The organism is Serratia sp. TSO36 (assembly GCF_057808395.1).
In genome coordinates this window covers 16916-29202 of record NZ_JBJZOU010000009.1, presented here as the reverse complement: position 1 = coordinate 29202, position 12287 = coordinate 16916, and the positions used below count along the sequence as shown (strand labels likewise).

Sequence of the window (12287 nt, the reverse complement as noted above, 5' to 3'; positions counted from 1 at the left end):
AAAGATCCTTTAGTCTTGCAGGCGGGCGATCTCTTCGCCGAACTCGCGCACGTCTTCGAAGCTGCGGTACACCGACGCGAAGCGAATATAGGCGACCTTATCCAGCTTTTTCAACGCGTCCATCACCAGATTGCCCACCAGTTTGGTCGGCACTTCGCGTTCGCCGGTGGCGCGCAGTTGGGATTTGATATGATTAAGGGCGTTTTCCACGTCGTCCGAGCTGACCGGGCGCTTTTCCAGCGCTTTCAGCATGCCGCGGCGCAGTTTGTCTTCGTTGAACGGCTCGCGCACCTCATCGCTTTTAATCACTCGCGGCATCACCAGCTCAGCCACCTCGAAGGTGGTGAAGCGTTCATTGCACACCAGACACTGGCGGCGACGGCGCACTTGCGAGCCGTCCCCCACCAGGCGGGAATCAATGACTTTGGTATCAACGGCGGCGCAGAAAGGGCAATGCATAACACGTCCTGATAAACGTTTTTTATAGATAAATGCAGTTTACCCCGAAGTGCAGCCACAACAAAGGGCGGCGGCCATTTGTTGCGACACGCGGCCTGGAAGCGGCGCCGATATGACTTTCCCCTCCGGGCGGACTAAGCTTGATAGCAGGAGATTCAGCATAGGAAATCGCCGTCATGACAACCTGTTACCCCAAAATCGCCCTGCTCGCCGCCGCCGTGTTGCTGGCGGGCTGCGCGCATAACGCCGCCGTGCCCCAGCTGCGCCATCAGGTCGCCGCGCTGAACCAGAAAGTGAGCGTGCTGACCGATCAAACCACCGCGCTGGAGCGGCAGAATCAGCTCAATCAGCACTCCGACAATGGCGTCTATCTGCTGCCGGCGGCCCGAAGCGCCGCCCGTTTGCAGAGCGGTATCGGCGAACTGAGCGTTTCACTGAGCCACATCAAGAACGAAGCCAACGGCACGCAGGCGCAGCTGCATGTACGCATCCTCTCACAGGCCACGCTGCCGCCGTTCAAAGCCGTGGTGGAATGGGGCCAGTTGGACGACACCACCGGCCGGCCGTTGACCGCCGAGGCGCTGTCGCAACCGATCGCCAGCGCCGACTCGCTGCTGCCGAAGCCCGGCCAGGACTTCGAACTGCGCTTCAGCGGCCTGACGCCGGAACAATTGGGCTATATCCGTCTGCACAGTCTGGTTTCGACCGCCCAACCGGCGGTAGTGAAGCAGCACTGATCCCCGAGGCAAAAAAAAGGAGCGCCATCGGCGCTCCTTCTCATATCGCTGAATACTGCGGTTGTTAAGGCAGAATCGAAGGCTGATCTGCGCCCTCTTTTTCCACTTTTTGCTGCAGCATGTGTTCGCGTTTCATCCCCAGCTTCAACGCCAGCGCGGACGCGACGTAGATCGAGGAGACGGTACCGATCGACACGCCGATCAGCATCGCCAGCGAGAAGCCTTGCAGCATCGCGCCACCGAAGATGTACAGCATCAGCACCACCATCAGGGTGGTCCCGGAAGTCATCAGCGTACGGCTCAGCGTCTGGGTCAACGACACGTTCATGATCTCGTAAGGCGTACCGCGGCGGATCTTGCGGAAGTTCTCACGAATACGGTCGGAAACCACGATGCTGTCGTTCAGCGAGTAGCCGATAACCGACATCAGGGACGCGACGATGGTCAGGTCAATCTCGATGTGGAACAGCGACAGCACGCCCAGCGTGATGATCACGTCGTGCGCCAGCGCGATAACCGCCCCCAGCGCCAGGCGCCATTCGAAGCGGAAACCGACGTAGATCAGGATACAGATCAACGCCACCAGCAGCGCCATGCCGCCGGTTTGCGCCAGCTCGCTGCCCACGCTCGGGCCGACGAACTCGATGCGCTTCACGGTGGCGTTTTTATCCACCGAGTCGTTGATCACGCCGATCACCTTGTTGCCCAGTTCCTGGCCTGCGGTGCCGGTCGCCGGTGGCATGCGCACCATCACGTCGCGGCTGCTGCCGAAGTTCTGGATGATCGGATCCTGGAACCCGGCCTTCTCCAGCGTATCGCGCATCAGGTCGAGATTAGCCGGTTTCTCCAGGTTGATTTCAATCACCGTACCGCCGGTGAAATCCAGACCCCAGTTAAACCCGCGCACCGACATGGTGGCGATCGACGCGACCAACAGCACCAACGAGATGCCGAAGGCCACGTAGTCCCAGCGCATAAAGTCGTAGACTTTACGGCCGTAGTTGAGTTGCTCAACAGTATAATCCTGTGCCACAACGCACTCCTCAGATAGACAGCTTGTTAATGCGTTTGCCGCCGTAAAGCAGGTTGACGATGGCACGGGTACCGACAATCGCGGTGAACATGGACGTCGCCACACCGATAGCGGTGGTGATCGCAAAGCCTTTGATCGAACCGGTGCCCACTGCGTACAGGATGACCGCGGTGATCAGGGTGGTGATGTTGGCGTCAACGATACTGGAGAACGCGCCTTTATAGCCCTCATGGATCGCCTGCTGAACGGACCTGCCGTTCTTCAGCTCTTCCTTGATACGTTCGTTAATCAGTACGTTGGCGTCGACCGCCACCGCCAGCGTCAACACGATCCCGGCAATGCCCGGCATGGTCAGCGTCGCCCCCGGCAACAGGGACATCACGCCGACGATCAGCACCAGGTTGGCGACCAGCGCCGTGGTGGCGATCACGCCGAACTTACGGTACCAGACCACCATGAAGACGATGGACGCCACCAGGCCCCACAGACAGGCTTCCAGACCTTGGGTGATGTTCTGCTGACCCAGGGTCGGGCCGATGGTGCGCTCTTCGACGATCTGAATCGGCGCGATCAGCGCGCCCGCACGCAGCAGCAGCGAAAGCTGACGCGCTTCGTTTGGGTTGCCGATACCGGTGATGCGGAAGCTGTTGCCCAGACGCGACTGAATGTTCGCCACGTTGATCACTTCTTCCTGTTTCACCAGCACCGCACGGCCGTTAGCGTCTTTCTTGCCGCTGTCCTTATACTCCACGAACAGGGTCGCCATCGGCTTGCCGATGTTGTCCTTGGTGAAGTTGGACATGGACGTGCCGCCGGCGCTGTCCAGCGAGATGTTAACCTGCGGCTGGTTGTATTCGTCGGTGCTCGAAGTGGAGTCGGTGATGTGATCACCGGTCAGGATCACGCGCTTGTACAGCACGATCGGCTGGCCGTCACGGGTGTATTTCACCTCGGAGTCGCCCGGCACGCGGCCGTTGGCCGCCGCAGTGGCGTCCGCATTGGTGTTCACCAGACGGAATTCCAGGGTCGCGGTGGCGCCCAGAATTTCTTTGGCTCGCGCGGTGTCCTGAATGCCCGGCAGCTCGACCACGATGCGGTCGGCGCCCTGGCGCTGCACCAGCGGTTCGGCGACGCCGAGCTGGTTGACGCGGTTACGCAGGATAGTGATGTTCTGCTGGACGGCGTATTCGCGCGCTTCGCTCAGACGGGCGTCCGTCAGGCTGGCTTTCATGGTGTTGGCGCCGTTGGCGGACAGCACCAGATCGCGCTGACGCGGGCCGATGTAGCTGATGGCCTGGTCACGAGCCGCATTGTCACGGAAGCGAACTTCCACGCCGTTGTTGTCCAGCTTGCGGATAGACGCGTAAGGAATGCCCTTCTCGCGCAGCTCGCTGCGCAGGGTATCCATGGTCTGTTCCTGCAGCTTGCTCAACGCAGTGTCCATGTCCACTTCCATCAGGAAGTGTACGCCGCCGCGCAGGTCCAGGCCGAGTTTCATCGGCTCTGCGCCCAGCATGGCCAGCCAGGTCGGCGTGGCCGGCGCCAGGTTCAGCGCCACGACGAATTTGTCACCCAGCTCGGTCACCAGCGCTTCGCGGGCGCGCAGCTGAACGTCAGGATCTTTAAAGCGAGCCAGGATGGCGCCATTTTCCAGCGCAATCGACTTGCTCGCGATGTTGTCTTTTTCTAATACGGTACGGACCTGGTCCAGCGTAGTTTCACTGGCGGCGACGCCGCGCGCGCCAGTGATTTGTACGGCCGGATCCTCACCGTAGATGTTGGGAAGCGCATAAAGCAGACCGACGAGGATCACGACGATCAACATCAGATACTTCCACAAAGGATAACGGTTTAGCACGGCAATTCCCTTCGGGAAAAAAGATTACAGGGCCTTCATGGTACCTTTCGGCAGAACGGCCGCCACGAAGTCACGCTTGATCATCACTTCCGTGGTGTCGTTCAGCGCGATGGCGATGATGCCGGTGTCGGCCACTTTGGTCACGCGACCGATCAGGCCGCCGGTGGTCAGCACTTCGTCGCCTTTACCGATGGAGTCCATCAGCTTCTTGTGATCTTTAGCGCGTTTCTGCTGTGGGCGCAGGATCATGAAGTAGAAGATCAGGCCGAACACCACCAGCATAATGATCAGAGAGTACGGGCTTCCCTGAGCCGGAGCCCCTGCGGATGCGACGGCGTCAGAAATGAAAAAGCTCATTGAAATTCCCTCATTAAGTTATCAATTATTAGATCAAGCGTTTAAAGGCGGAATCGGCTTGCCGATCCGACCATAGAAATCCGCAACAAACTGCTCTAATTTACCCTCTTCGATAGCCTGGCGTAAACCCGCCATCAGGCGTTGGTAGTGACGCAGGTTATGAATCGTGTTCAGTCGAGCACCCAATATTTCGTTGCAACGGTCGAGATGGTGCAAGTAGGCGCGGCTGTAATGGCGACAGGTGTAGCAATCACAGTCCTTATCCAGCGGAGAAGTATCATCCTTGTGCTTGGCATTACGGATTTTTACCACACCGTCAGTCACGAACAAATGGCCGTTGCGGGCGTTGCGGGTCGGCATGACGCAGTCGAACATGTCGATGCCACGACGCACGCCTTCCACCAAATCTTCCGGCTTGCCGACGCCCATCAAATAGCGTGGCTTATCTTCCGGAATTTGCGGGCAAACGTGTTCAAGAATGCGATGCATATCCTCTTTCGGCTCGCCTACAGCCAAGCCGCCCACAGCGTACCCGTCAAAGCCGATATCCACCAGCCCTTTGACTGAAACATCACGTAAATCTTCGTAAACGCCGCCCTGAATGATGCCGAACAGCGCATTTTTATTTTCCAGCTCGTCGAATCGCTTGCGGCTGCGCTCCGCCCAGCGCAGCGACATTTCCATCGAACGCTTGGCGTAGTCCCAGTCGGCCGGATACGGCGTACATTCATCGAAAATCATCACGATGTCGGAACCCAGGTCGTACTGGATTTCCATCGATTTTTCCGGGCTCAGGAACACCTTGTCGCCGTTGATCGGGTTGCGGAAGTACACGCCTTCCTCTTTGATCTTGCGCATCGCCCCCAGGCTGAACACCTGGAAACCGCCGGAATCGGTAAGGATCGGCCCATGCCACTGCATGAAATCGTGCAGGTCGCCGTGCAGCTTCATGATCTCCTGGCCCGGGCGCAGCCACAGGTGGAAGGTGTTGCCCAGCAGGATCTGCGCGCCGGTTTCTTTCACTTCTTCCGGCGTCATGCCCTTGACCGTGCCGTAGGTGCCGACCGGCATAAAGGCCGGGGTCTCCACCACGCCGCGGTCGAAGATCAGGCGGCCGCGACGCGCGCGGCCATCGGTAGTTTGTAGTTCGTACTTCACAAAGCCTCCAGCATCAGAGAAACAGTCTGATGTCGTTGAAACGGGGCCGCGCCGTGCGCGCAGCCCGGGAAATTAACCGCCGACGGACTCGTTTTCCGCCTGCGGGTTACGGCTGATGAACATCGCATCGCCGTAGCTGAAAAAGCGATACTGCTCGGCCACCGCCTGCTGATAGGCGTTCATGGTATTTTTATAACCGGCGAAGGCCGACACCAGCATGATCAGGGTCGATTCCGGCAGGTGGAAATTGGTCACCAGCGCGTCGATCACCTGATAGTGATAGCCCGGATAGATAAAAATGCTGGTGTCGCCGAAGAACGGCGCAATCAGCGCTTCTTTGCTGGCCGCCGCGGCGCTTTCCAGCGAGCGCACCGAGGTGGTGCCCACCGCTACGACGCGTTTGCCGCGCGCCTTGCAGGCCAGCACCGCATCGACCACCTCCTGCGGCACTTCGGCGTATTCGGCGTGCATCACGTGATCTTCGATGGTTTCCACGCGCACCGGCTGGAAGGTGCCGGCACCGACGTGCAGCGTCACAAACGCCATTTCCACGCCCTTGGCGCGCAGCGCCGCCAGCAGCGGCTCGTCGAAGTGCAGGCCGGCGGTCGGCGCGGCAACCGCGCCGGGCTTCTCGCTGTAGACCGTCTGATACAGCTCGCGGTCGGCGTCTTCATCCGGGCGGGCGATATAAGGCGGCAGCGGCATGTGGCCGGCAGCGTTGAGGATAGTGAACACGTCGCGTTCGTCGTTGAAACGCAGCTCGAACAGCGTCTCGTGGCGCGCCACCATGGTGGCGGCGATGCTCTCGTCATCCCCCAACAGCAGCTCGGCGCCCGGCTTCGGCGCTTTCGACGCGCGCACGTGCGCCAGCACGCGATGGTCGTCCAGCACGCGCTCCACCAGCACCTCAATCTTGCCGCCGCTGACCTTGCGGCCGAACATGCGCGCCGGGATCACGCGGGTATTGTTGAACACCAGCAGGTCGCCGGCTTCCAGCTTATCCAGCAGATCGGTGAATACGCCGTGCGTCAGCGCCCCGCTCGACCCGTCCAGCTGCAGCAGGCGGCATGCGCTGCGTTCGGCCTGGGGATAGTGGGCAATCAGGGATTCGGGAAGTTCAAACGAAAAATCAGCGACGCGCATGGGTATTCACTTCTTCAATTTAGGGCTGGTTGGTAAAAAACAGGCGGCCTAGTCTAAAGCCGGGGGCGGTCAGCGGCAAGAAATAAGGAGGATTTGCCTGACTTCGGGTATAGTTGAGGGATGAATTTTCTCGCTCATCTTCACCTGGCCATGCTGGCGGACAGCTCGCTGCTGGGCAACCTGCTGGCCGATTTCGTGCGCGGCAACCCCGCCGCCGACTACCAGCCTGAGGTGGTGGCCGGCATCATGATGCACCGCCGCGTCGACGTGCTGACCGACAGCCTGCCGCAGGTCAAAACCAGCCGCGACTATTTCAGCGCCCCCTACCGCCGCGTGGCGCCGATCACCCTCGACGTGGTGTGGGACCATTTTCTGGCGCGCCACTGGCAGCAGCTCGAGCCTTCGCGCGACCTGCACCAGTTTACCCAGGAAGCCCGCAGCCAGATCGAACCTTTTCTGCCGCTCACGCCGCCGCGCTTTCAGAACCTGAACGGCTACCTGTGGCCGGAGCGCTGGCTGGAGCGCTACGCCGAATTGCCGTTCATCGCCCGGGTGCTGCAGGGCATGGCCAGCCGCCGCCCGCGCCTCGAGGCGCTGGCCGGTTCGTTCGCCGACGTCGAGCAACATTATCATCAGCTTGAAACACAGTTCTGGCAGTTTTACCCGCAAATGATGCGGCAGGCGAAGGACAAAGCGCTCTGAGGTCAAGCTCAATCCCTTGAAACTGCAACGCCTTGCAAGAATTTACGTTTTGCCGCTTGCCCTTTTGTGGGAAAAGGTTATTTTTAAAGCTCGCTAAATTATATCAACGACTTTGATAGGTGAAAGCTATCTCATCGATTGGTCTTTTACCCTTTATTCACCAAGTCGCGGCCCCTATACTGGCCCTTGTTTTTACATCCACCCTTTAACACCTATTACAGGAGTAATTATGGTCCTGGTAACTCGTCAAGCCCCTGACTTCACTGCAGCTGCCGTACTGGGTAGCGGCGAAATCGTTGAAAACTTCAACCTGAAGAAGCACCTGAACGGCAAACCGGCCGTCCTGTTCTTCTGGCCAATGGACTTCACCTTCGTATGCCCTTCCGAGCTGATCGCTTTCGATCACCGCTATGAAGAGTTCCAGAAGCGTGGCGTTGAAGTGGTTGGCGTTTCCTTCGACTCAGAGTTCGTCCACAACGCATGGCGTAAAACCCCTGTCGACAAAGGCGGCATCGGTGAAGTGAAATACGCAATGGTTGCTGACGTTAAGCGTGAAATTCAGAAAGCTTACGGCATCGAACACCCGGAAGCCGGCGTTGCGCTGCGCGGCTCCTTCCTGATCGACAAAGACGGCATCGTGCGTGCTCAGGTTGTTAACGACCTGCCAATCGGCCGTAACATCGACGAAATGATCCGTACCGTTGATGCGCTGCAATTCCACGAAGAGCACGGTGAAGTGTGCCCGGCTCAGTGGGAAAAAGGCAAAGCAGGTATGGGCGCTTCCCCAGACGGCGTTGCAAAATACCTGTCTGAAAACGCTGCCAAGCTGTAATTTCAGCCTGATAGTGAATCAACCGGCCCACGCGGCCGGTTTTTTTATGCCCCTTTATGGGGCAGACCGCCCACCTTCAGTGCTTTATTTCCCTGTTTCCGCTCACATTCCCCACCCTGCTCGCCGCGCGTGCGCCCATCAGCGGCTACTATCAATAACGCTGGCTCGCGCTTTGCAAGCGAACAGCGGCAAGCAAACACAACACAATAAAAAACTGACAGGGTAGGAATAACTATGTTTTTACAGAAATGGAGCAAACCCCTGACCATGGCGGCGCTGCTGGTCAGCGGCAGCCTGTATGCGGCATCCAACCCCGCGGTGGAAGCCAAAAACGGCATGGTGGTCACCTCGCAGCACCTGGCCTCGCAGGTCGGCGTGGATATCCTGAAGATGGGCGGCAACGCCATCGACGCCGCCGTGGCGGTCGGTTACGCGCAGGCGGTGGTTAACCCCTGCTGCGGCAACATCGGCGGCGGCGGCTTTATGACCGTCCACCTGGCGGACGGCACCGACACCTTCATCAACTTCCGTGAAACCGCGCCGGCGGCGGCCAGCGCCAACATGTATCTGGATGCCGACGGCAAGGTGAAGAAAGACGCCAGCCTGTACGGCTATCTGGCGGCGGGCGTGCCGGGCACCGTGCTGGGGATGGAAACCGCGCGTGAGAAGTACGGCAAGCTGAGCCGTGAACAGGTGCTGGCGCCGGCGATCAGGCTGGCGCGCGAAGGCTTTGTGCTGACCCGCGCCGATACCGATATCCTCGACACCACCGTCGCGCGCTTCAAACAGGATCCCGAGTCGGCCAAAATCTTCCTGCGCCCGGACGGCAGCCCGCTGCAGCCGGGGGACAAACTGGTGCAAACCGATCTGGCCAATACGCTGGAAGCCATCGCCAAAGGGGGAACCGACGCCTTCTATAAAGGCAAGATCCCGCAGGCGGTGGAGGCGGCGGCCAAACAGGGCGGCGGCATCTTGACCGCCGCCGACTTCGCCAATTACAAGGTCACCGAAACGCCGCCGATTACCTGCAGCTATCGCGGCTACAAGTTCGTGTCGGCGCCGCCTCCCAGCTCCGGCGGCGTGACGCTGTGCGAAATCCTCAACGTGGTGGAAGGCTACGACCTGAAAAGCATGGGCTTCAACTCGGCGGCGGCCATTCACACCATGACCGAAGCGATGCGCCATGCCTACATGGACCGCAACACCTACCTCGGCGACCCGGAATTCATCAAGAACCCGATCGACCGGCTGGTGAGCAAGAGCTACGCCAAGCAGATCCGCAAGAAAATCGTCGCGGACAAGGCCACGCCGTCGGAAAACGTGCAGCCCGGCATGGAACCGCATGAGAAACCGGAAACCACCCACTATTCGATCGTCGATCACGACGGCAACGCGGTCTCCACCACCTATACCGTCAACGGCCGCTTCGGCGCCGTGGTGATCGCACCGGGCACCGGCTTCTTCCTCAACGACGAGATGGACGACTTTACGGTCAAAGTGGGCGAGAAAAACCTGTACGGGCTGGTGCAGGGCACCGCCAACAGCATTGCCCCCGGTAAGCGCCCACTATCGTCGATGAGCCCGACGCTGGTGACCAAGGACAACAAGATCTTTATGGTGCTGGGCTCGCCGGGCGGCTCGCGCATCATCACCATCACCCTGCAGACCGCGTTGAACGTGATAGACCACGGCATGGCGCCGCAGGAAGCGGTGGACGCGCCGCGCATCCATCACCAATGGTTGCCGGATGAGGTGTACTACGAACAGCGCGGCGTTTCCGCCGATACGCTGAAGCTGCTGAGCGGCATGGGCTATAAGATGGTCGAGCAAACGCCGTGGGGCGCCGCCGAACTGATTCTGGTCGGTTTGCCGGGCGCGGCGGGCGTCAGCCCGGCCAACTCCGGCAACGACTCGGCGGTTTCCGGCAAGGTGCGCGAAGGCTATCTGTACGGCGCCAACGACGTGCGTCGCCCGGCAGGTTCTGCGGTCGGTTACTGATGTAAACGCCTACTCACCTTTATCGCGGGGGCCCTTTGGCCCCCGCAGTGTCTTTAGCCTTCACAGCGCCACACGGTGGCCGTCTCTTCCGCCAGCTGCAGGCGCAGCCCGCCCGCCGTTTCGCTCAACTCTCCCCGCCCTTCCACACGCCGCCACGGGCCGCGCGCCAACAGCGGGTTGTACGGCAGCTGCGCCTGGCCGCTGCCGTCGCGCTGCAGCGCCACCAACACCTGCTTCTGCTGATACAGGCGCACGAACACCAGCGTTTCCCCGCTGGCGTACAGCACCTGACAACCGCCGCGGCGCAATGCCACGCTCTGTTTACGCAGCGCCGCCATGCGCTGGAACAGCGCCAGCAACGGCCGATCCCAGTCGCCGACGTCCCACGGGAACGGCTTGCGGCAGAACGGATCGTTGCCGCCGTCCAGGCCAATCTCATCACCGTAATAGAGGCAAGGCACGCCAATCCAGCTCAGCAACCACACCGCCGCCATCTGCATGCGCGCCGCGTTCCCCTGCAACAGCGTGAGAAAACGCGCGGTATCGTGGCTGTCCAGTTGGTTGAACTGGATCAGCTGGCGGCCGTGCGGCAACCCGGCGCGGTAGCCGTCCATCCACTGCGCGCACCCGGCGGCGTCCAGCCGCACCGGGTGATAGGCTACGTCCAGCCCCGCCAAGAACGCCCGCACCGGCAGCGCGAAGCCCATGTAGTTCATCGCCGCATCCTCCACGCCGGCGTGCAGCCAGCGGCGCGCGTCGCCGAAGTGCTCGCCCACTACGTAGGCCTGCGGATTCTCCTGCTTCACCGCCTGATAGATGCCAGCCAGGTGGTACAGGTTGCCGGTGGCGCCGCCGTTCTCCCCCAGCATGTGCACCACGTCCAGCCGCCAACCGTCGATGCTGTACGGCGGGCGCAGCCAGTGGCGCACCACGCTGCCTTCCCCGCGATAGATCGCTTCCGCCACCTGCGGCTCGGCAAAGTTGAGCTTCGGCAGGCTGGCGTTGCCCTTCCAGTCGAGCGCGCGGCCGTCCGGGTAAAAGTTGAACCAGCCGCGATACGGCGAATCGGGGTGGTGACAGGCGCCGTTTTCGCCCTGACGATGGCGGTCGAACCACGGATGCGAGTCGCCGGTGTGGTTGAATACCCCGTCCAGCACCAGTTTCAAGCCCACCTTGTGAGTGCTCACTCGCAAACGCTGCAGCGCCGCGTTGCCGCCGAAGTGCGGATCGACCTGGTAATAGTCCTCGGTATCGTACTTATGCACGCTCGGTGCGGTAAAAATCGGGTTCAGGTACAGCGCCGTCACCCCCAGCTGCTGCAAATACGGCAGTTTGGCGCCGATGCCGTCCAGATCGCCGCCGTAAAAGGTCGAGGCGGCGTGGCGATCCTCCAGCGGGTGCTGCCAGTCGCGCCGAATCACCTCGGCGCCGGCCGCGTGATGGCGGTAGCTGCCGCTCTGGATGCCGTGCTCGCCGCCGCTGCTGGCGAAGCGATCGGGGAAAATCTGGTAGAACAGCTGATCCGCCACCCACTCGGGGCCGTTGTCAGGTTCGTCGACGGCGAACTGCGCCAGCTGCCCCGGCGGCGTCGGCGACCAGCCCTGCGGGCCGAACCACTGCTGGCGATCGGCCCACAGCAGCTTGAAGCAGTAACGCCGCGTCGGCTCGCCCTCATTCAGCGTCAGGCTGGCCTGGTAGCGCCGCATCCCCTCGTGGCGCTGCGCTTTCATCGCCAGCAGCCACTCTTCGTTGTCCGGTTCGGCGCGCAAAAACACCCGTTCCGGCAGTTCATCCCCCTGTAACCACAGCGTGATATCCAAACGTTGCCCTTGCTTCACCACAAAAGGCGGGACCGGTTGATGCCAGGCGTTAAGCATACTGTTTCTCCTGCTGTACCAAACGAAATCGACGGCGTTCTTCAAGAAGCGAACAATGCCACGTTAAGTGCAACTCCCCCTCCTCTCTGGCCGCAAAACCCGGGGATGAGCCGGGGGGCGGAGACCGAAAAAT

11 protein-coding genes are annotated in these 12287 nt (G+C 60.7%); 4 read left to right on the top strand and 7 right to left on the bottom strand.

Annotated features, from left to right (window positions below):
- Positions 1–9 precede the first annotated feature (9 nt).
- Positions 10–459: a transcriptional regulator NrdR gene (gene nrdR / locus ACK3CV_RS05470; protein ID WP_004940387.1), complete on the bottom strand. Its 450-nt coding sequence runs from the start codon at positions 457–459 to the stop codon at positions 10–12.
- A gap of 176 nt (positions 460–635) precedes the next feature.
- Between nrdR and ACK3CV_RS05465 the strand changes: the two genes are divergently transcribed.
- Complete coding sequence (locus ACK3CV_RS05465; protein ID WP_033637297.1) at positions 636–1196, top strand: SadB/YajI family lipoprotein; 561 nt, start codon at positions 636–638, stop codon at positions 1194–1196.
- A gap of 64 nt (positions 1197–1260) precedes the next feature.
- Here the strand turns inward: ACK3CV_RS05465 and secF are convergent, their stop codons facing one another.
- From secF to queA, 5 genes are all read right to left on the bottom strand, one after another.
- Complete coding sequence (gene secF / locus ACK3CV_RS05460; RefSeq protein ID WP_019454209.1) at positions 1261–2229, bottom strand: protein translocase subunit SecF; 969 nt, start codon at positions 2227–2229, stop codon at positions 1261–1263.
- Between the two features lie 10 nt (positions 2230–2239).
- A complete protein-coding gene (gene secD / locus ACK3CV_RS05455) occupies positions 2240–4087 on the bottom strand; it encodes a protein translocase subunit SecD (RefSeq protein ID WP_071883770.1) in 1848 nt (615 codons plus the stop codon).
- Between the two features lie 24 nt (positions 4088–4111).
- Positions 4112–4444: a preprotein translocase subunit YajC gene (gene yajC / locus ACK3CV_RS05450; protein ID WP_004940391.1), complete on the bottom strand. Its 333-nt coding sequence runs from the start codon at positions 4442–4444 to the stop codon at positions 4112–4114.
- 33 nt (positions 4445–4477) lie between these two features.
- Positions 4478–5602: a tRNA guanosine(34) transglycosylase Tgt gene (tgt, locus tag ACK3CV_RS05445; protein WP_033647322.1), complete on the bottom strand. Its 1125-nt coding sequence runs from the start codon at positions 5600–5602 to the stop codon at positions 4478–4480.
- A gap of 72 nt (positions 5603–5674) precedes the next feature.
- Complete coding sequence (gene queA, locus ACK3CV_RS05440) at positions 5675–6745, bottom strand: tRNA preQ1(34) S-adenosylmethionine ribosyltransferase-isomerase QueA (RefSeq protein WP_164038827.1); 1071 nt, start codon at positions 6743–6745, stop codon at positions 5675–5677.
- A gap of 120 nt (positions 6746–6865) precedes the next feature.
- Between queA and ACK3CV_RS05435 the strand changes: the two genes are divergently transcribed.
- The 3 genes from ACK3CV_RS05435 to ggt all read left to right on the top strand — a co-directional run bounded on the left by ACK3CV_RS05435 (position 6866) and on the right by ggt (position 10277).
- Positions 6866–7447, top strand: coding sequence for an ACP phosphodiesterase (locus ACK3CV_RS05435; RefSeq protein ID WP_033637294.1), 582 nt, complete (start codon positions 6866–6868; stop codon positions 7445–7447).
- 229 nt (positions 7448–7676) lie between these two features.
- Positions 7677–8279 (top strand): peroxiredoxin C, encoded by a 603-nt coding sequence (locus ACK3CV_RS05430; protein WP_004940403.1) that lies wholly within the window; start codon positions 7677–7679, stop codon positions 8277–8279.
- Between the two features lie 234 nt (positions 8280–8513).
- Positions 8514–10277: a gamma-glutamyltransferase gene (ggt, locus tag ACK3CV_RS05425; RefSeq protein ID WP_489009813.1), complete on the top strand. Its 1764-nt coding sequence runs from the start codon at positions 8514–8516 to the stop codon at positions 10275–10277.
- A gap of 53 nt (positions 10278–10330) precedes the next feature.
- On the opposite strand, the gene malZ is transcribed toward ggt, so the two are convergent.
- Entirely contained in the window at positions 10331–12154 is a 1824-nt protein-coding gene (gene malZ, locus ACK3CV_RS05420; RefSeq protein WP_164141178.1) for a maltodextrin glucosidase, read from the bottom strand.
- Positions 12155–12287: the final 133 nt, after the last annotated feature.

Excerpts from the sequence above, each read along its gene's own strand:
- nrdR (WP_004940387.1), bottom strand. The coding sequence starts at position 459 with ATGCATTGCCCTTTCTGCGCCGCCGTTGATACCAAAGTCATTGATTCC.
- ACK3CV_RS05465 (WP_033637297.1), top strand. The coding sequence starts at position 636 with ATGACAACCTGTTACCCCAAAATCGCCCTGCTCGCCGCCGCCGTGTTG.
- yajC (WP_004940391.1), bottom strand. The coding sequence starts at position 4,444 with ATGAGCTTTTTCATTTCTGACGCCGTCGCATCCGCAGGGGCTCCGGCT.
- queA (WP_164038827.1), bottom strand. The coding sequence starts at position 6,745 with ATGCGCGTCGCTGATTTTTCGTTTGAACTTCCCGAATCCCTGATTGCC.
- ACK3CV_RS05435 (WP_033637294.1), top strand. The coding sequence starts at position 6,866 with ATGAATTTTCTCGCTCATCTTCACCTGGCCATGCTGGCGGACAGCTCG.
- ACK3CV_RS05430 (WP_004940403.1), top strand. The coding sequence starts at position 7,677 with ATGGTCCTGGTAACTCGTCAAGCCCCTGACTTCACTGCAGCTGCCGTA.
- ggt (WP_489009813.1), top strand. The coding sequence starts at position 8,514 with ATGTTTTTACAGAAATGGAGCAAACCCCTGACCATGGCGGCGCTGCTG.
- malZ (WP_164141178.1), bottom strand. The coding sequence starts at position 12,154 with ATGCTTAACGCCTGGCATCAACCGGTCCCGCCTTTTGTGGTGAAGCAA.